The organism is Streptomyces sp. NPDC055013, from assembly GCF_053608645.1.
Genome location: NZ_JBSGVW010000011.1, coordinates 61598 through 81184, shown reverse-complemented (window position 1 = coordinate 81184; position 19587 = coordinate 61598). Strand labels below are relative to the sequence as shown.

The window sequence follows — 19587 nt, the reverse complement described above, 5'->3', positions numbered from 1 at the left end:
CAGATGCGGGTCATGCCGAGGGCATCGGCGAGGCGGACGTCGTGGCCGCCCGCTCGGCGAGCCCAGGGAAGGCTACGCTCTCGCCCCGCCAGCGCACCGCCCGCACCGCCGCCTCCCGCAGCGCCTCGGCCGCCGTACCCCGCAGCTCACCCTCGGCCGCCCGCACCAGGTCGGAGTACACCCCGGCCATCCGGTCCTCCAGCCCGGCGGCGAAGCGGACGGCCGCGGGCGAGTCCGACACGGGGAACGGCAGCGCGTACGCGGGGCTCGCGGCGACCGGCTCGGCACCGAGGTCACGCACCTCGCGCGCCAGCGCGTCCCGCCGCGCCCGGTGCGCGTCGTAGGCCGCGCGTGCCTGCGAGCGCCGCTCCTGGCTGATCCGGCCGCCGACGACGCCGTACCCGTACACCGCCGCGTGCTCGGCGGCGAGCGCCGCCTGCAGGGCCTCCAGTCGCTCCTTCTTGCCGGACTCGCTCACTTGGCCCCCTCGTTCAGCAGATACGCGTGTGCCGCCCCCGCCGCGGCCACCGAGGCCAGCAGCCGCGCCAGTTCGCCCGGTACGTCCAGCAACGCCTTGGCCCGCCGGTCAGCGAGCGCCCGCTCCGTGGCGGCGAGCTCGGCGAGGGCCGCCCTCTCGTCGACGGGGACGGCGGCCGACGGCGATCCGGAGGGCACCGGCGACCCGGAGGATGCCGGCGACCCGGAGGGTGACGCGCTGTCCGACGCTTTTCGGCCACCCCCGAACGCCTCCGCATGCCGTACGGCCGTGGCCCGCAACGGCCCCAGCAGTTCCGCCAGCACAGGATGGGCGGCGAGCACCGCGTCGTAGCGCTCGACCAGCCCCTCGCTGTCCCCGGCCGCACGCGCGCGTGCCCGCTCGGCGACCGACGGGCTGCCGCTGGTGCCGCCGTCCGAGTCCTCGGAGCCGGAGGAGCAGCCCACCAGCAGTGCGGCACCGGCGGCCGAGGCGAGCAGGGTTCTTCTGCGCGGTCCCGTCAGGGAGCGCGGCGGCGGGGGGTACGGCACGGCAGACGTCCTCGGGGAACTCGTACGGAAGGCGGCTGTGAAAGCGGTTACAAAGGCCAACGGGCCGCAGGCCCGTGATCACCGTACCCGCGCGAGCTGACGGCACCACTCATCGGCACCGCTCGTGCGCAGGTGGACGGCAACAGTCCTCGCGACCCGATACCCTTTGACCAGACACGCGACCCATCCCACAACAGCACACGCGGCCGAGGAGTCACCCGGATGAGCACCACCCAGAGCGAGAGGCTGCGAGAACTACTGGAACCGCTCGTCAGCTCTCAGGGCCTGGACCTCGAAGAGATCGCAGTGGACTCCGTCGGACGCAAGCGTGTGCTGCGCGTCGTCGTGGACTCGGACACCGGTGCCGACCTGGACCGGATCGCCGATGTGAGCCGTGCGCTCTCGGCGAAGCTCGACGAGACGGACGCGATGGGCGAGGGGGAGTACACCCTCGAGGTCGGAACCCCCGGCGCGGAGCGCCCCCTCACGGAGCACCGGCACTACGTGCGCGCCGTCGACCGGCTGGTGAAGTTCCAACTGGCCGAGGGCGGCGAGCTGGTGGCCCGGATCCTGAAGGTCGACGACGAGGGCCTCGACCTCGAAGTGCCGGGAGTGAAGGGCCGCAAGGCCACCTCCCGCAGACTCGGCTTCGCGGACATCGACAAGGCGCGCGTGCAGGTCGAGTTCAATCGCAAGGACAGCAAGGACGAGAAGGAAGAGGAGGCGTAGCCGTGGACATCGACATGAGCGCCCTGCGGGGCTTGGTACGGGAGAAGGAGATCTCCTTCGACCTGCTGGTCGAGGCGATCGAGTCGGCCCTCCTCATCGCCTACCACCGCACCGAGGGAAGCCGCCGCCATGCGCGCGTGGAGCTGAACCGGGAGACCGGCCACGTGACCGTGTGGGCGAAGGAGGACCCCGAGGACCTCGAGGAGGGCCAGGAGGCCCGCGAGTTCGACGACACCCCGTCCGGCTTCGGCCGTATCGCCGCCACCACCGCCAAGCAGGTCATCCTGCAGCGGCTGCGCGACGCCGAGGACGACGCGACGCTCGGCGAGTACGCCGGCCGCGAGGGCGACATCGTCACCGGCGTGGTCCAGCAGGGCCGCGACCCGAAGAACGTCCTCGTGGACATCGGCAAGCTGGAGGCCATCCTGCCGGTGCAGGAGCAGGTCCCGGGTGAGACGTATCCGCACGGCATGCGCATCCGGTCGTACGTCGTACGAGTGGCGAAGGGCGTCCGCGGCCCGTCCGTGACCCTCTCGCGCACGCACCCGAACCTGGTGAAGAAGCTCTTCGCCCTGGAGGTGCCGGAGATCGCCGACGGATCCGTCGAGATCGCCGCCATCGCCCGTGAGGCCGGTCACCGCACGAAGATCGCCGTCCGGTCCACCCGCAGCGGTCTGAACGCCAAGGGCGCCTGCATCGGCCCCATGGGCGGCCGGGTGCGCAATGTCATGGGCGAGCTGAACGGCGAGAAGATCGACATCGTCGACTGGTCGGACGACCCGGCCGAGATGGTGGCGAACGCGCTGTCCCCGGCCCGGGTCTCCAAGGTGGAGGTCGTGGACATGGCAGCCCGCTCCGCGCGCGTGACGGTGCCCGACTACCAGCTGTCACTGGCGATCGGCAAGGAAGGGCAGAACGCCCGTCTCGCGGCCCGGCTGACCGGCTGGCGGATCGACATCCGGCCGGACACCGAGCAGGCCGGGGAATAGATCCAGGCCGCAGGTCGCTCAGATCACGTCACGTTATCGCGCGGCAACTGTTCGAATCCTGCCCCAAAGGGGTGAGGTCGCTACGGGGAGGTAGACTTAGCTGTGTCTGGCCGGACACGCGTCCGCGCATGCCCTGAACGCACCTGTGTGGGGTGCCGGGAGCGAGCGGCCAAGGCTGATCTGCTGCGGATCGTGGCGATCAAGGGCGAGTGCGTCCCTGATCCTCGCGGTACGCTGCCCGGCCGGGGTGCGTACGTACACCCCGCTCTGGTCTGTCTCGACCAGGCGGTGCGCCGCCGGGCGTTCACGCGGGCGTTGCGCGCCCCGGGAGCGCTCGACACAAAGGCGTTGCGCCAGTACGTCGAGCAGACAACAGTTGCTGAGCAGGCAACACCGTAAGAAGCGTCGCGCGGAACCCCCGCGCGGCCCTGGTACCCCGCGAGTTGGAAGTAGGTCGAGATTGCGATGAGCACTCGATGAGCACGCGATGAGTACGCCCATGAAGTAGCGACGGTCCGGACGCAACCCGGACCTAAAAGGAGCGAAGTGGCTAAGGTCCGGGTATACGAACTCGCCAAGGAGTTCGGGGTTGAGAGCAAGGTCGTCATGGCCAAGCTCCAAGAACTCGGTGAATTCGTCCGTTCGGCGTCTTCGACCATCGAAGCGCCCGTCGTCCGTAAGTTGACGGACGCCCTCCAGCAGGGCAACGGAGGCGGCAAGTCCGCCCCCGCCCGCAAGGCTGCCCCGGCGAAGCCGGCAGCCCCCTCTCCCGCGCAGGCCGCCCGTCCGGCTGCCCCGCGCCCGCCGGCCCCCAAGCCGGCCGCCGAGAAGCCCGCGGCTCCCGCCGCGCCGGCCGCTCCCGGCCCCCGTCCCACCCCGGGTCCGAAGCCCGCGCCACGGCCCGCCCCGGCGTCCCCGGCTCCGACCGCGCCCGAGTTCACGGCGCCGCCCGCGCCTCCGGCGGCTCCTGCCGCCCCCGCGGCCTCTCAGGGCCAGGGACAGGGCCAGGCCCAGGGCTCCGGCCCGCGTCCGGGCGCCCCGCGTCCGGCCGGCCAGGCGCCGCGTCCCGGTGCTCCGCGTCCGGGTGGCCCCGGCCAGGGTGGCCAGGGCCGTGGTGACCGCGGCGACCGTCCCGGCGCTCAGCGTCCGGGTGGCGGCGCCCAGCGTCCCGGCGGTCGTCCGGCCGGTCCCCGTCCGGGCAACAACCCGTTCACCTCTGGTGGCTCCACCGGCATGGCGCGCCCGCAGGCGCCCCGTCCGGGCGGCGCCCCGCGTCCGGGCGGCCCCGGCGGTGCCCCCGGCGGTGCCCCGCGTCCGCAGGGCCAGGGTCAGGGCGGTCCCCGTCCCCAGGCTCCGGGTGGCGCCCGTCCCTCGCCGGGCGGCATGCCCCGTCCGCAGGGCGGCGGTCCGCGTCCCGGCGGCTCCGGCGGTCCCCGTCCCGGCGGCGGCGGCCCCGGCGGCCCGCGTCCGAACCCCGGCATGATGCCGCAGCGTCCTGCTGCCGGCCCGCGTCCCGGCGGCGGTGGCCCCGGTGGCCGTGGTCCCGGTGGCGGCGGTCGTCCCGGTGGCGGCGGCGGTCGCCCGGGTGGCGGCGGCGGCTTCGCCGGTCGTCCCGGTGGCGGCGGTGGCGGCGGCTTCGCCGGTCGTCCCGGCGGTCCCGGTGGCGGCGGTGGCGGTTTCGCCGGTCGTCCCGGTGGTCCCGGCGGTGGCGGCGGTGGCCGTCCCGGCTTCGGTGGCCGTCCCGGCGGTCCCGGTGGCCGTGGTGGCACGCAGGGCGCCTTCGGTCGTCCCGGCGGTCCCGCTCGTCGTGGCCGTAAGTCGAAGCGGCAGAGGCGCCAGGAGTACGAGGCCATGCAGGCCCCGTCGGTCGGCGGCGTGATGCTGCCTCGCGGCAACGGACAGACTGTCCGCCTGTCGCGCGGTGCGTCCCTCACCGACTTCGCGGAGAAGATCAACGCCAACCCGGCGTCGCTCGTCGCCGTGATGATGAACCTCGGCGAGATGGTCACTGCCACGCAGTCCGTCTCCGACGAGACCCTCCAGCTGCTCGCCGGCGAGATGAACTACGTCGTCGAGATCGTCAGCCCGGAGGAGGAGGACCGCGAGCTGCTCGAGTCCTTCGACATCGAGTTCGGCGAGGACGAGGGCGGCGAGGAATTCCTCATGCCGCGTCCGCCGGTCGTGACCGTCATGGGTCACGTCGACCACGGTAAGACCCGACTGCTGGACACCATCCGCAAGACGAACGTCGTCGCGGGCGAGGCCGGCGGTATCACGCAGCACATCGGTGCGTACCAGGTCGCCACCCAGGTCAACGACGAAGAGCGCAGGATCACCTTCATCGACACCCCGGGTCACGAGGCGTTCACCGCCATGCGTGCCCGTGGTGCGAAGTCGACCGACATCGCGATCCTGGTCGTCGCGGCCAACGACGGCGTCATGCCGCAGACGGTCGAGGCGCTCAACCACGCCAAGGCGGCCGACGTCCCGATCGTCGTCGCGGTCAACAAGATCGACGTCGAGGGCGCGGACCCGACCAAGGTGCGCGGTCAGCTGACCGAGTACGGCCTGGTGGCCGAGGAGTACGGCGGCGACACGATGTTCGTCGACATCTCCGCCAAGCAGGGCCTCAACATCGAGAGCCTGCTGGAGGCCGTGGTCCTCACCGCGGACGCCTCGCTCGACCTGCGGGCCAACCCGGAGCAGGACGCGCAGGGTATTGCGATCGAGTCCCACCTCGACCGTGGCCGCGGTGCCGTCTCGACGGTCCTGGTCCAGCGCGGCACGCTGCGCATCGGCGACACGATGGTGGTCGGCGACGCGTACGGCCGAGTCCGGGCGATGCTCGACGACAACGGCAACAACGTCGAGGAAGCGGGTCCGTCGACCCCCGTCCTGGTCCTGGGTCTCACCAACGTCCCGGGTGCCGGCGACAACTTCCTGGTCGTCGACGAGGACCGCACGGCGCGTCAGATCGCCGAGAAGCGCGCGGCGCGTGAGCGCAACGCCAACTTCGCCCGCCGGGGTGTCCGGTTCTCCCTGGAGAACCTGGACGAGGCCCTCAAGGCCGGTCTGGTGCAGGAACTCAACCTCATCATCAAGGGCGACGCGTCCGGTTCGGTGGAGGCTCTCGAGTCCTCGCTGCTCCAGCTCGACGTCGGCGAAGAGGTCGACATCCGTGTCCTGCACCGCGGTGTGGGTGCGGTCACCGAGTCCGACATCGACCTGGCGACCGGCTCCGACGCCATCGTCATCGGCTTCAACGTCCGCGCTGCGGGCCGCGCGGCGCAGATGGCGGAGCGCGAGGGCGTCGACGTCCGGTACTACTCGGTGATCTACCAGGCCATCGAGGAGATCGAGGCGGCCCTCAAGGGCATGCTCAAGCCGGAGTACGAGGAGGTCGAGCTCGGCACGGCGGAGATCCGCGAGGTCTTCAAGTCGTCCAAGCTGGGCAACATCGCCGGTGTCCTGGTCCGCTCGGGCGAGGTCAAGCGCAACACCAAGGCGCGCCTCGTCCGCGACGGCAAGGTCATCGCGGAGAGCCTCAACATCTCCGGTCTGCGTCGCTTCAAGGACGACGTCACCGAGATCCGCGAAGGGTTCGAGGGCGGTATCAACCTCGGCAACTTCAACGACATCAAGGTCGACGACGTCATCGCGACGTACGAGATGCGCGAGAAGCCGCGGGCGTAACAGCCGACGGTTTGTGCTGGCCGGCGGAACTTCGGTTCCGTCGGCCAGCGCGCCGTTTGCCGACCGGCACCCAAGCGCTCCGCTGGAAGTGCCGCGATATGCCGTCGTTCGGCTGCGGCGCCATCGTGGCTGGTCGCGCAGTTCCCCGCGCCCCTTCAGGGCGCTGTCGAACCGGAGCGGACTTCGCGCGACCTGCTTGAGGGCGGGCGCGAGGGTCTACGGAGCGTAATATCCGTCGATCGTCGCGGCCCCTTCGTTGTACGGTTCTGATGTCCCTGCCCCACGGATGGCAGGGCCATCGATCCCGTACCGGCGGGTGAACCGGTTACACATGTATGTGGGGACGCTGTCCTTCGACCTCCTCCTCGGCGACGTACGGTCGCTGAAGGAGAAGCGCTCCGTCGTCCGCCCGATCGTCGCCGAACTCCAGCGCAAGTACGCGGTGAGCGCGGCCGAGGTGGACCACATGGACCTCCACCGGCGGGCCGGGATCGGCCTCGCCGTGGTGTCCGGCGACGCCGGGCATCTCACCGACGTACTGGACCGGTGTGAACGGCTGGTCGCCGGCCGTCCGGAAGTGGAACTGCTGGCGGTACGGCGGCGGTTCCACGGCGACCACGACGACTGACGACCACAAGCCAAAGAACGCAGAAGAAAGAAAGAACGGGAGACGGACCAGTGGCCGACAACGCGCGGGCGAAAAAGCTGGCGGACCTCATCCGAGAGGTGGTGGCCCAGAAGCTGCAGCGCGGGATCAAGGACCCGCGGCTCGGCTCGCACGTCACCATCACGGACACCCGCGTCACGGGTGACCTGCGGGAGGCGACCGTCTTCTACACCGTGTACGGGGACGACGAGGAGCGCAAGGCCGCGGCCGCCGGACTGGAGAGCGCCAAGGGCGTGCTCCGCTCGGCCGTCGGGGCGGCTGCGGGCGTGAAGTTCACGCCGACCCTCACCTTCGTCGCCGACGCCCTTCCGGACACCGCCCGGACCATCGAGGACCTCCTCGACAAGGCCCGGCAGTCCGACGAGAAGGTGCGTGAGGTGTCCGCGGGCGCGAAGTACGCCGGTGAGGCGGACCCGTACCGCAAGCCGGGTGCCGAGGGCGAGTCGGACAGCACTGCCGAGACGGACGGCGACACCGCGGAATGACGCAGAAGCACACCACGCCCGACGGCCTTGTCATCGTCGACAAGCCGTCGGGCTTCACTTCGCACGACGTGGTCGCCAAGATGCGCGGCATCGCCCGCACCCGCCGCGTCGGGCACGCCGGCACCCTCGACCCCATGGCGACGGGCGTCCTCGTCCTCGGCGTCGAGAAGGCGACCAAGCTGCTCGGTCATCTGGCCCTGACCGAGAAGGAGTACCTCGGCACCGTCCGACTCGGCCAGACCACGATCACCGACGACGCCGAGGGCGAGATCTCGGCGTCGGCCGACGCCTCGAAGGTCACCCGCGAGGCCATCGACGCCGGGATCGCCAAGCTGACCGGCGACATCATGCAGGTCCCCTCGAAGGTCAGCGCCATCAAGATCGACGGCGTGCGCTCCTACAAGCGGGCGCGTGACGGCGAGGACTTCGAGATCCCGGCGCGGCCGGTCACCGTCTCGTCCTTCTCGGTGTACGACGTGCGTGACGCCGTCGCCGACGACGGCACCGCCGTCCTCGACCTGGTCGTGTCGGTGGTCTGCTCCTCCGGCACCTACATCCGAGCCCTGGCCCGCGACCTCGGCGCCGACCTGGGCGTCGGCGGTCACCTCACGGCGCTGCGCCGCACCCGCGTCGGCCCGTACAAGCTGGACTCCGCCAAGACGCTGGAGCAGCTGCAGCAGGAACTGACGGTGATGCCCATCGCCGAGGCCGCCACGGCCGCGTTCCCGCGCTGGGACGTCGACGACCGCCGCGCCCGGCTGCTGACGAACGGGGTCCGCCTCGACATGCCCGACGAGTACGCGGGCGCCGGCGCCGTGGCCGTCTTCGCCCCCGAGGGCCGTTTCCTCGCGCTGGTGGAGCAGCACAAGGGCAAGGCCAAGAGCCTGGCCGTCTTCGGCTGAGGCGCCGGGCTCACGGGCGCCGCCTGCCGGTGCCTGCCCGTGGAGCGGCGGTCACGGGGTAGTCCTCTGCCCGCCGCTCCACGGTCCCCCCTCGGTTCCCCCACCCCTAGGGTGTATCCAACGACCCCCGCCTGTTCACCCGTCCGTGCAGGCGCTCGGAGTGAACCGAGGGAGCGGAAGGGGGCGCGTTCGCCGAGCGATCTTTCCCGCTGATCACTTGGCGCCTACCGTCGAAAGAACAGGGCGAGGGCGTATGGGCGTGTGGACGCGCGGCGGGGAGGTTCGACGATGGCGGGACGAGGCCCCGGGGCGGGCGGCGACCGCCGGATGCCGGAGGGGACGCGGACGGCGGAAGACGCGTGGGGTACGCGCGATGCCATGCGGGGCGTTCGGGATCTGGGAGAGGCATCGGGGCCGTGGAGCACCACGGACGATCTGCCCGGCATCGGCTTGACCGAGACGGACACCGACCCCCGACGCCCGGACGGCAACGGGCCCTGCGCCGGCGAACGCCCGGATGGCGACGGGTGGGGCGCCCGTCCCCGTGACGAGGCCCTGGTCCGCATTCACGACCCGGCCGGCCGGCCCCGCGGCCTCGGGTTCGTGGCCGACCACCACGGCACGGTCGTCACCAGCCATGAGGTCGTCGACGGTCTGCACGGGCTGGTCCTGTACGCCGCCGAGGGCGGCCGCAGCTGTGTGGTGGACGCGACCGCGGTGACCCGGTTGCCCACCCTGGACCTGGCTCTCGTACGCACCGAGGGCCTCGGCGTGGAGCCGTTGCCCGTGACCGTGCGGGAGCGGATCGAGACCGGCGCGTACGTCCGGATCGCGGCCGGCGGCTGGCGGGAGGCCCGCGTGCTGGGCGCGGTGGCAGTGACGTACCCGGCGACGGACCGCCTCCATCTCCTCGACGGCGCCCTGGAGTTGGCGATCGGCACAGCCGGCCGGGACGCGCTGCGACTGGGCGGAGGGGCGGCCGGGGGACCCGTGCTCGACGCCTCGACCGGTGCCGTCGTGGGCGTCCTCGGCACGGCACTGCAATCCGGCCACCGTGACGCCGTCTTCGCGGTACCGCTGCTCCAGCAGGCTTCCGGCCGCGCGCGGGCAGGGGAGACCGGCGTCCCGTCCGACGGCCCGCTGGCCGAGCTGCTCGCCGAGAACGCGGCGACCGTGCCGGCGTACGGGGCCGACCTCAACCTGGCGGGCGTACTGGAACTGACGGCCACATCGGTCGGGCAGGACGGTCCGCCCGGGGCCCTGGCGGGCCACGTGGGCCGGGACGACGCCGGGGGAGCGGGGGCAGTGCCTCCGGTCGAACGCGCGTCTACCGCAGTGGAGTTCAGCGCCTTCGCAGCGAGCCGGGCCTCCGTGCTGGGCCTGGTCGGGCGTCCCGGCAGCGGCCGTACGACGGAACTCGCGGCCCTGGCCGCCCGCCGCAGCCGCGGCCCGCAGCCGGCCCCCACGCTGTGGCTGCGGGGCGCCGATCTGAGGGACGACGACACCTCGGTGGCCGACGCGGCGCGGCGAGCACTGAACCGGGCGGCCCGCATCGTGGCGGCATCGGCATCGGCATCGGCATCGGCATCGGTATCGGTGTCAGGATCGGGATCGGGATCGGCGTCGGCGTCGGCGTCGGCGCACGCCCCGGGCCAGTACTACGCCGACCCCGGCACCCTGGGCGACACGAGTCCCGAACGGTTGGCCCGCCTCGCCCGCGATACCGGCCGGCCCCTCCTGCTCCTCCTGGACGGCCCGGAGGAGATGCCTCCCGTCCTGGCCCACGGCCTCACGGAGTGGACCGAGGGCACGGCGGAGTGGCTGCGGGAGACGGGGGCGCGACTGGTGGTGGCGTGCAGGGCGGAGTACTGGGAGGGCGCGGGCGCCGGGTTCCCGGAGGAGCTGCTGTACGGCTTCGGTGAACGGTCGGAGCGCGGGAGTTCCGGGCGGTTCCCGCCCTGCGTGCGGCTCGACGACCTCACCCCCGACGAGGCCCACCTGGCCCGCGCCGGCTACGGCATCCCGGACGGCGTCCTCGCCGCACCCGATGCCCGACACCCCCTCACCCTCCGCCTTCTGTCCGAGGTGCGCGCCGCCCTGCCCGACGCCCCCACCGTCCCGGTCGACCGCGTCGACGTTCTCTCCACCCACCTCGACCTCATGTGCCTGCGCGTCGCCGTCCGCCTCGCCGCCGAGCACCGCCTGCGCGGCACCGCCGTACGCCGCCTCGCCGCCAAGGTCTCCGGCCAGGTCCACGAGGCCGCCCGCCGCAGCCTCGGACCGGGCCAGGGGGAGCTGGACCGGGAGTCTTTCGAGGCGGTGTTCCCCTGGGGACCCGCCCCCGCGCGGCTCGGCGCCGCCACCGGCTGGGCCTCCGCCGTCCTCACGGAAGGCCTCCTGGTCCCGGCGGGCAACGGCTACCGCTTCGCCCACGAGGAAGTCGCCGACTGGATCCAGGGCATGCACCTCGATCTGGACGAGGCCCTGTACGCCCTGGTCCACCGCAGCCGCACCCACCCCGACGCCGCGCACCCCCTCCCCGTACCGCACCACCGCATCGGCCCCGTCGTCCAAGCCCTCCTGCTGCTCCCACGGCACCACGGTCACCATCAACTCGCCCTCCGGCTGCAGGAGTTGGCCGACGCGCTGGACGCCGACCCGCACTGCTGGTGGGCCGCCCGGCTCATCACCGAGACCCTGCTGCGCGTCCCGGACGCCACGCCGTACCAGGGCGTACTGCGCCTCCTCACCGACCGGATCGTCGCGCGGCGCGGTCACGGCAGCGGCGCGCCGCCCGAGTTCGGCCCCGACTTCTGGACCGCGCTGCCGCTCCCGGACGAGGAGCGCCTCGACCTGTTGCGCCGCCTCGTCCTCGCCGACGGCCCGGCGAGCGACGTCGAGGAGGCTCTGAACCCCGGGCAGGCCCGGCACCCCCGGTACCTGGACGCGGTGGCGCGGCTCCTCGCCGCCGACCCCGCCGCCGTGCAACCCCATCTCACCCGCTGGTTCGACGACGACCGCCCGCTGCCCGCGACCCCGCACGCGACCGTCGCCCACGCCGCCCAGGCCCTGCTGCACACGCACCGCCACGGAGCCCTCGACGACCTCACCGAAACGCTCGTCGACAGCGCGCACCGCAAGGCCGACGAACTCCTCGCCGTACTGGCCGAGGAGGAACCGTCCGTGATCTGCCGGGCCGTAGACCGCTGGGCGCACGACGAGCGGCCCGCGCGGCGCGTCGCGGCGGTGGTGTACGGACTGCGTGTCGCGCCGCACGTGCGCACCGAGGCCGACCGAGAGCTGCTCCGCTACGCCGCCCTCGCCCTGCTCGCCCGGCCCGACGACTGCACCCTGCACGGCGGGGCGCTCGCCGTCCTCGTACGGGACCCCCGCACCCGTGGCCTCCATCTCCCGCAGGCGCTGGCGCACTTCGTGGCAGCCGACCCGCAGTTCCCGCCGGGCGCCCTGGTCGCCGCCCTCGCGTCCCACCCCGACCAGGTCCTCGAGGCCTTCCGGGCGCGGTTGAGCCGACCCGATGCCGGAGAGGCGCTGCGCATCCTCGCCGACGTCACCACACCAGGCCTCGCCCGCCGGGTCGCCGGCCTCGTACGGGAGGCGGTGCAGCGGTGCCCCGAGACCGCCGCGGACGTGGCCGTGTACGTGGACCTGCGCCTCGAGCACGGCCCCGGTGCCCGCGTCGTCCTCTTCCCGCTGGTCACCGGCCTGCTGGACGGCGGCACGGAACAGGTACGGGTCGCCCTGGCGGCCGTACTCGCCACTCCCGGTACGCCCGACTCCGGGACCCTGCGGCGCGAGCTCCTGGATTTCCTCCTCGCCAACGAACACGCCCCGGCCGTCCTCGACGCACTCCTGCACGCCGCCGTCCGGCGCGGCGGCGACCGCCCGGGCGAGCGCCTGCGCGACCTCGTCCACCACATCGGCATGCTCCTGGTCCGCACCCAGGACGGCGCGGCCCGCTTCGACCGCGGCCTGGTCGACCTGGGCCGCCGCGTTCCCGGCTTCGCCGCCCAGGTCGCCGCCTGGTTGACCGACACCCCGCAGGACTGGGCGGCGGTGGTGGGCCCGAGCACCCGCCGGATGATCGAGAACCTGGCCGGCGTCCGAGTCCCCGCATGAATCCCGGGTTGTCACGTGCACCCGGTCACAGCACCCATGCCGATGCGGGCCAGAAGGGCCCGGCATGGCACCCTTAGACCTGCGTAAGACCGTATGAGCGAAGACGGACAAAGGTTCGACGACTTTGCGACAAGGAGCAGGCACAGTGCAGCGCTGGCGTGGCTTGGAGGACATCCCCCAGGACTGGGGGCGCAGCGTCGTCACCATCGGCTCCTACGACGGAGTGCACCGCGGGCACCAGCTGATCATCCGGCATGCCGTGGACCGCGCGCGTGAGCTGGGCGTCCCCGCGGTCGTCGTCACCTTCGACCCGCACCCCAGCGAGGTCGTCCGCCCCGGCAGCCACCCGCCCCTGCTCGCCCCGCACCACCGGCGCGCCGACCTCATGGCCGAGCTGGGCGTGGACGCGGTGCTGATCCTCCCCTTCACGACCGAGTTCTCGAAGCTGTCGCCGGCCGACTTCGTCGTCAAGGTCCTGGTCGACAAGCTGCACGCCAAGGCGGTCGTCGAGGGACCGAACTTCCGCTTCGGACACCGCGCCGCGGGCAACGTCGAGTTCCTCGCCGAGCAGGGCAAGATCTACGACTACGAGGTCGAGGTCGTCGACCTGTACGTGACCGGCGACGCCGGCGGCGGCGAGCCCTTCTCCTCCACCCTGACCCGGCGCCTGGTCGCCCAGGGCGACGTCGAGGGCGCCGGCGAGATCCTGGGCCGCCCGCACCGAGTGGAGGGCGTGGTCGTGCGCGGCGCGCAGCGGGGGCGGGAGCTGGGCTTCCCCACCGCCAACGTGGAGACCCTGCCGCACACCGCCATCCCCGCCGACGGCGTCTACGCCGGCTGGCTGCACGCCCAGGGCGAGGTGATGCCGGCGGCGATCTCCGTCGGCACGAACCCGCAGTTCGACGGGACCGAGCGCACGGTGGAGGCGTACGCGATCGACCGTGTGGGCCTGGACCTGTACGGCCTGCACGTCGCCGTCGACTTCCTCGCCTTCGTCCGCGGCCAGGCGAAGTTCGAATCGCTGGAGGGCCTGCTGGAGCAGATGGCCCAGGACGTCAAGCGCTGCCGCGAGCTGGTGGCGGCCGCCGACTAGCCGCTCCTGCGACGCCGAAGGGCGGCCGGTACCTCAGGGGTGCCGGCCGCCCTTCGTTGTGCCCGGGCTACTGCTGCGACCAGCCGGGCGGCACGGCGCCCTGCTGCGGCTGCTGCTCCTGCTGCGGGTCCTGCGGCGGCGGTGCCTGCTGCTGCCAGCCCTGGCCCGGCGCGGGCTGCTGCGGGGGCTGCCCCCAGCCCTGACCCGGCTGCGGAGCACCGCCCTGCTGGGGGTACGGCTGCTGGGGATGCTGCTGCGGGGGCGGGTAACCACCCTGCTGCGGGTGCTGCTGGTACTGCATGTTCGGGTTGCCGAAGCCCTGCTGCGTGCGCGCGATGTCCTCGGCGATGAGCGCGGCGAGGTCGAAGTAGGCCTCGCGGGTCTTGGGACGCATCATCTCGAGGTCCACCTCGGCGCCCGCCGAGAGGTGCTCGTCGAAGGGGATCACGACGACACCGCGGCAGCGGGTCTCGAAGTGCGCGACGATGTCCTCCACCTTGATCATCTTGCCCGTCTCGCGGACACCGGAGATCACGGTGACCGACCGCTGGACGAGGTCGGCGAAGCCGTTCGCCGACAGCCAGTCGAGGGTCGTCGAGGCGCTGCTCGCTCCGTCCACCGACGGGGTCGAGATGATGATGAGCTGGTCGGCGAGGTCCAGCACACCGCGCATGGCGCTGTAGAGCAGACCGGTACCGGAGTCCGTGAGGATGATCGGGTACTGCCGCCCCAGCACGTCGAGCGCGCTGCGGTAGTCCTGGTCGTTGAAGGTGGTGGAGACCGCCGGGTCCACGTCGTTGGCGATGATCTCGAGACCCGAGGGCGCCTGCGAGGTGAAGCGGCGGATGTCCATGTAGCTGTTGAGCTGCGGGATCGCCTGGACCAGGTCACGGATGGTGGCACCGGTCTCGCGCCGCACCCGTCGGCCGAGGGTGCCGGCGTCCGGGTTGGCGTCGATCGCCAGGATCTTGTCCTGCCGCTCGGTGGCGAGGGTCGCGCCGAGCGACATGGTCGTCGTGGTCTTGCCGACGCCGCCCTTGAGGCTGATCACCGCGATCCGGTAGCAGGACATCACCGGCGTCCGGATCAGACCCAGCTTCCGCTCCCGCTCCGCCTGCTCCTTCTTGGCGCCGAGCTTGAAGCGGGACGGACCCTGGTTGTTCTTGCGCGCCTTGGGCTGGTTGCGCAGCAGCCGGTCGGAGGACAGCTCCACGGCGGCGTTGTAGCCGAGCGGGGTTCCGGGCGCGGCTTGCTGCTGCTGGGGCGCGCCGGGGCCGGCCTGAGGTCCGGGCGGGGCGCTCCAGCCCTGGTTGCCCTGACCCTGGTTGCCCGGCTGGCCGTAGGCGGCGGGGTTCTGCTGCGGCTGCGGTTGCGGCTGCTGAGGGGCGCCGCCCTGCTGGGGCTGGGCCGGGGGCTGCTGCTGGGGCGCGGGCTGCTGCGGCGAGGCCTGTTGGGGCTGCGCTGCCTGCGGGTAGCCGTAACCGCCTTGCTGGGGCGGGTAGCCGTAGCCGGGCTGCGCGGGGGGTTGCGGCTGCTGCGGGTAGCCGTATCCGTCGGCCTGGGGGTGCGTCGGCTGGGGCTGCGGCTGTGCGGGCTGCGGCTGGCCCGCCTGCGGCTGACCGGCGTGCGGGGCCTGCTGCGGGTAGCCGTAACCGGCGGCCTGCGGGTGGCCGGGCTGAGGCTGTCCGGGCTGGTGCGCCTGCCGCGGGTCGGCGGGGGCGGGCTGTCCGCCCTGGGCCGGATATCCGGGCTGGGCCTGGGGCTGAGCCGGGCCGAACGAGCCCTGGGCGGGGGGCTGGTGCGGAGGCTGACCCGGGTGGCCGGGCTGACCGGGGTGGCCGGCCTGGTCCGGGAGCGGCTGACCGGCGTGCGGGGCCTGCTGTGGGTAGCCGTAACCGGCGGCCTGCGCAGCGGCGGCGGCCTGCTGGTCCGGCTGTCCGGCCTGCGGCGGCATTCCCTGGGCGGGTTGCGCAGGCGTGAAGCCCTGAGGCAGCGGCGGGAGCGCCTGATTGGGGTGGGGCTGGGCCTGCGGCTGCTCCGGGGCCTGGCCGGTGGGCTGGGCCTGCGGCGGCATGGGGGTCTGGCCGGTCGGCTGCGCCTGGGGCTGCGGTGCCTGGGCCGCGGGCGGCTGTGCGGGAGAAGTGGGCGCGGGGGCGGCGGCCTGCGCCTCGGCCTCCGCGTCCGGCTCCGCTTCCGGGGTGGCCGGGGGGTCGTTCTGGGGAGCGGCCTGAGTGGGGGAGTCGGCGTCGGCCCGGACGTGGTGCTCCGGCTCGTCGACCTCCGCGACGAGCGCGGATCCGGTGGAGTCGGCCGACTCCACCTCGTCGCTCCGCTCCTCGTCCGCCTCTACGTCGTCGTCGGCATCGCCGAACAGGCGCGCGGCCTCGGCGTCGGCGGCGGCGTGGTTGAGCTCGGCCTCGGGCTCAGCCGCAGGCTCCGCCACCGGCTGTGCGGGTGCGGGCTGCTCGGGCGCGGGCGCCACCGGGACGCCGGCTGCCGGGGTGGCCGGCGAGGCCGGTCCGCCCTGAGCGTCGGTGTCGACCGGGCGCAGCACGGGGAAGCCGGGGGCGCCGGGGGGCGGGGCGGGCGTGTGCTGTTGGGGCGCGGTGGGCGGCTGGGCAGGTGTCTGGGGCTGCGGTGCGGCGGGGGGTTGGGCAGGCGTGTGCTGTTGGGGCACGCCGAACCCGCCGGAGGTGTCCTGGGCCTGGCTCTGTTGGGGCGCGCCGAATCCGCCGGACGTGTCGTGACCCTGCTGCGGGACGCCGTAGCCACCTGAGGTGTCCTGGCTGTGCCCCTGCTGGGGTACGCCGAATCCGCCGGACGTGCCCTGACCCTGCCCCTGCTGGGGATAGCCGTACGCGCCGGCCGCGGGGCCACCAGGGGCCGACTGCTGCTGGGGAACGCCGAAGCCCCCCGACGTGTCCTGGCCTTGGCCCTGCTGAGGCGCACCGGCGCCCGGCTGCTGGGGATAGCCGTACGCGCCGGCCGCGGGGTCACCCGGCGCCGACTGCTGCTGCGGAAAGCCGTAGCCACCCGTGGCGGGGCCGCCCTGCTGGGGCGTGAGGGGCGTGCCCTGGGCCGGAGTCTGCTGGGAGGGCTGGGCCGGCTGCGCGGGCGGCTGAGGGATGCCCTGGGCCGGTGGCTGCGCCGGTCCGGGAGCGTAGGGAGCGGGACCGCCGGGCGGACCGGTGGGCGACCCGACGGGCGCACCGGTCGGCGGTGGCGGCGATGGCGGACCGGAATCCTGCTGACCACCGGCCGAGGAACCGCTTTGCGTACTTTGGGCGTACCAGGCGGGAGGTGTGTAGACGATTTCGAACTCGCCGGTGAGATCCACCTCGTGATCGTCCCCGTCCGAGGAAGGGCTCCCGCCGTTGTACTCGGACCGATCCCTGTTCACTGCTTGCCTCCTGGTCAGCCACTGCTGCTGAGCTGGTCGTCGTCGCGGCCGGGCGGACCGAGTGGCGAGTCCCACTCGACTGCGATCGTCACCGCACCACCAGAAGCCTAATCACTCGCATGGCGGGACGGAAAAGCCCCCATGGGCGCGGACGCTATAGCTCCGGGTGCGTGGGCGGAAGAGCCTCATGGGTGCGGACGGAAACCCCCCTGGGCTCGGCCTGGTTGGGCCGCGCCCAGGGGACGACGACCTGTCAGTCCATACGGCGGGCCACGCCGAGCAGGCCCGTCTCCGCGTCGGTGGGGTCGGTCATGACGAACTTCTGGTGCTTACGAGTGCACCACAGAGCGACGCCGTCGTGCAGGGTCGGCAGGTGCTGGAGCTGGTCCTCCGGGATGCCCAGCGTGTCCCGCACGGCCTCGGTCTCGTACGGCGAGATGCGCTGGATCCCGACCAGATGGGCCTGGGACAGCCAGCGCGGCGCGTGCTCGCTGACGAAGGGCAGTACCGTCACGACGGCCTGCCACGGCACGGACGTCACCCGACCGCGCGGTGGGCGGATACCGCAGTCCCGGAACAATACGACCGGACTGGACACGGACGGACCCTGCGCGGGCACCCGGCCCACCGGGTACACCGTCACGCACTGCTGGCCGCCGCCGGCCGCCTGGGCCAACTGCTGCCAGGCCTGCGGACGTCCGGTCTCGACGCCCACCCGCGCACCCGTCGCAGCGGCGCGCAGCGCCAGCACCTGGGCGAGCCACAGGCCACCCACGAGCACGATGTCGAAGGGGGTGGGACGGGACAGCCCGAGCACGGCCGGCTGCGACTCCGGGTCGGTGCCGATGATCACACCGTCGTCACCGAGCGGCATGCTGATCGCGGCGAGCTCGTCGGCGCTGACGACATGACGGTTGCGGCGCGGCCCGCGCAGCCCGAAACCGGGGCTGAAGATGCGACGTTGCTGCTGCGCCTCCGGCTGCCGGATGATCGGGATCATGCCGGTGTCGGAGGGGGAGGCCACGTGTGCCGGAGTGCGCCCGGTGGCCGCCCGGCCCTGCTGCCCCGGGGGCATGGTGGCGGGGTGGGACATCAGTACGTACCTCCGAGCGGCAGAGTGGCGAGGGCGCCGGGAACCTGCTCCCGGTCGAGACGGACCAGACCGACCTTCGCGGTACTCGCGGCCCGCTCCAACTCCCGCCCCACCTGGCCGAGTTCACTGTCACCGCGGGCGGTGACACGGACGTGCCCGGTGAGGGAGACGCCCCGGTTGCCGGCCTTGCTCAGGGTCATGCTGAACGTCGTGGCGAGCAGGGGCAGCGAGGTGAGCCGTGTGACCAGCTCGGGCAGCGCCACGCCGCCGTTGCCCAACTGCGGCCAGCGGGACACCCAGTACGTGGTGTGCCACCGGTCGTCGACCCGCCAGGTGCGGACCGCCTCGACCGTACGGCGCTGGGAGGCCCGGCCGTCCTGCCCGTGCTGCGCGTTGGCGCGCGGGTTCAGACAGCTGGACGTCGCGAGCGCCTGCACCAGCTCGGTCTCGTCCAGGATCGTCGCCTTGAAGCCGGCCCCGGCCAGTCGGCTCGCCAACTGGTCAGCCACGCGCAGCAGCGCGCGCTGCGCACCGGGGACACCGTCGCCGCGGGCCTGAACGGCCTCCGCGCACAGCTCCGGGTCGAGCTTGAGGGCGACCCAGGTGAGCCGGAGCGCGGGGGAACCGGCCTGCGCCTGGAGGGGGCCGTAGGAGCGCGCGGCGAGGGACTGCTGCGGCAGGTGCGGCGCGGGCGCCGGCTGGGTGTGCTGCACGACCTGCACGGAGGCGAGCCGGATCCCGTCGACCTCCAGGGCATCCTGGATCAGCCGCAGCGGCAGCTGCCGTCCGGCTGCCGCGGGGCGCAGCGGCTCGTCGGCCGGCTGCACGAAGAGGACGGCGGTCAGGAAGGTCCCGTCGCCGATCATGCCGATCGAACGGTCGTCACGGGACACGAACGAGTACGTCCGCAGGGCGGGGTCGCACTCCACGACCGGCGCCAGCATCGCGTCCGTGCCGGGCGGCACGGGCTGCTTGGCGTCGCGGCGGCGCTGCCTGAGCGCACGTGTCGTCTCGTACCACTCGGGCAGCGGACGGCGGCCCCGGCGCAGTACGGCCAGGAGCAGCAGCAGCGCCGCCACGGCACCGGCAGGGGCCAGCAGCCAGGACGCGTCGGCGACCCAGGCCGCCAGCATGATCGCCGCCGCGAGCTCCACCAGGATGAGCTGCTGCAGCCGTACCGGACCGAGTCCGCCGGGGCGCGGCAGCGTGCGCGGCGACGCGGCGGCGGGCGCGGCCGGGGCAGCGGACGTACGTCTGCCGCCCGGGCCTCCCTGTTGCTGCGGTGCGCGGCGTCCGCGCCGAGTGCTCGTAGCGCTGGTCATCCCCCGGGACATCCCTTTCGCGAAGTAGTGGCCGTCGGTCGGGCGGGATCC

General features: G+C 73.1%; 14 protein-coding genes. 9 read left to right on the top strand and 5 right to left on the bottom strand.

Going from position 1 to position 19587, the window contains the following annotated elements; genetic code table 11:
- Positions 1-10: 10 nt before the first annotated feature.
- A complete protein-coding gene (locus tag ACWGDB_RS16520; RefSeq protein WP_453823091.1) occupies positions 11-478 on the bottom strand; it encodes a ferritin-like domain-containing protein in 468 nt (155 codons plus the stop codon).
- Entirely contained in the window at positions 475-1026 is a 552-nt protein-coding gene (locus ACWGDB_RS16515; RefSeq protein ID WP_453823090.1) for a hypothetical protein, read from the bottom strand. The genes ACWGDB_RS16520 and ACWGDB_RS16515 overlap by 4 nt, the downstream gene beginning before the upstream one ends.
- Positions 1027-1248: 222 nt before the next feature.
- Between ACWGDB_RS16515 and rimP the strand changes: the two genes are divergently transcribed.
- The 9 genes from rimP to ACWGDB_RS16470 all read left to right on the top strand — a co-directional run bounded on the left by rimP (position 1249) and on the right by ACWGDB_RS16470 (position 13721).
- On the top strand, positions 1249-1755 hold the full coding sequence (rimP, locus tag ACWGDB_RS16510) for a ribosome maturation factor RimP (RefSeq protein WP_369273750.1): 507 nt from the start codon (positions 1249-1251) through the stop codon (positions 1753-1755).
- A gap of 2 nt (positions 1756-1757) precedes the next feature.
- Positions 1758-2744 carry a transcription termination factor NusA gene (gene nusA, locus ACWGDB_RS16505; protein WP_328422777.1) on the top strand — a complete coding sequence of 329 codons (987 nt, stop codon included), beginning with the start codon at positions 1758-1760 and terminating at the stop codon, positions 2742-2744.
- Between the two features lie 102 nt (positions 2745-2846).
- A complete protein-coding gene (locus ACWGDB_RS16500; protein WP_369273751.1) occupies positions 2847-3143 on the top strand; it encodes a YlxR family protein in 297 nt (98 codons plus the stop codon).
- A gap of 147 nt (positions 3144-3290) precedes the next feature.
- Entirely contained in the window at positions 3291-6437 is a 3147-nt protein-coding gene (gene infB, locus ACWGDB_RS16495) for a translation initiation factor IF-2 (RefSeq protein ID WP_453823089.1), read from the top strand.
- 331 nt (positions 6438-6768) lie between these two features.
- On the top strand, positions 6769-7065 hold the full coding sequence (locus tag ACWGDB_RS16490; RefSeq protein ID WP_383607558.1) for a DUF503 domain-containing protein: 297 nt from the start codon (positions 6769-6771) through the stop codon (positions 7063-7065).
- A gap of 50 nt (positions 7066-7115) precedes the next feature.
- Positions 7116-7589 carry a 30S ribosome-binding factor RbfA gene (rbfA, locus tag ACWGDB_RS16485; protein ID WP_453823088.1) on the top strand — a complete coding sequence of 158 codons (474 nt, stop codon included), beginning with the start codon at positions 7116-7118 and terminating at the stop codon, positions 7587-7589.
- Positions 7586-8491, top strand: a complete 906-nt coding sequence (gene truB / locus ACWGDB_RS16480) for a tRNA pseudouridine(55) synthase TruB (RefSeq protein WP_453823087.1) — start codon at positions 7586-7588, stop codon at positions 8489-8491. Before rbfA ends, truB begins: the two co-directional genes overlap by 4 nt.
- Before the next feature lie 288 nt (positions 8492-8779).
- On the top strand, positions 8780-12628 hold the full coding sequence (locus tag ACWGDB_RS16475; protein ID WP_453823086.1) for a trypsin-like peptidase domain-containing protein: 3849 nt from the start codon (positions 8780-8782) through the stop codon (positions 12626-12628).
- 145 nt (positions 12629-12773) lie between these two features.
- Positions 12774-13721 carry a bifunctional riboflavin kinase/FAD synthetase gene (locus ACWGDB_RS16470; protein ID WP_453823085.1) on the top strand — a complete coding sequence of 316 codons (948 nt, stop codon included), beginning with the start codon at positions 12774-12776 and terminating at the stop codon, positions 13719-13721.
- Between the two features lie 67 nt (positions 13722-13788).
- On the opposite strand, the gene ACWGDB_RS16465 is transcribed toward ACWGDB_RS16470, so the two are convergent.
- From ACWGDB_RS16465 to eccE, 3 genes are all read right to left on the bottom strand, one after another.
- Entirely contained in the window at positions 13789-17121 is a 3333-nt protein-coding gene (locus tag ACWGDB_RS16465) for an SCO5717 family growth-regulating ATPase (RefSeq protein WP_453823084.1), read from the bottom strand.
- A gap of 253 nt (positions 17122-17374) precedes the next feature.
- Positions 17375-18214 (bottom strand): hypothetical protein, encoded by an 840-nt coding sequence (locus ACWGDB_RS16460; RefSeq protein ID WP_453823083.1) that lies wholly within the window; start codon positions 18212-18214, stop codon positions 17375-17377.
- Positions 18214-19536: a type VII secretion protein EccE gene (gene eccE / locus ACWGDB_RS16455; RefSeq protein ID WP_453823082.1), complete on the bottom strand. Its 1323-nt coding sequence runs from the start codon at positions 19534-19536 to the stop codon at positions 18214-18216. Before eccE ends, ACWGDB_RS16460 begins: the two co-directional genes overlap by 1 nt.
- Positions 19537-19587: the final 51 nt, after the last annotated feature.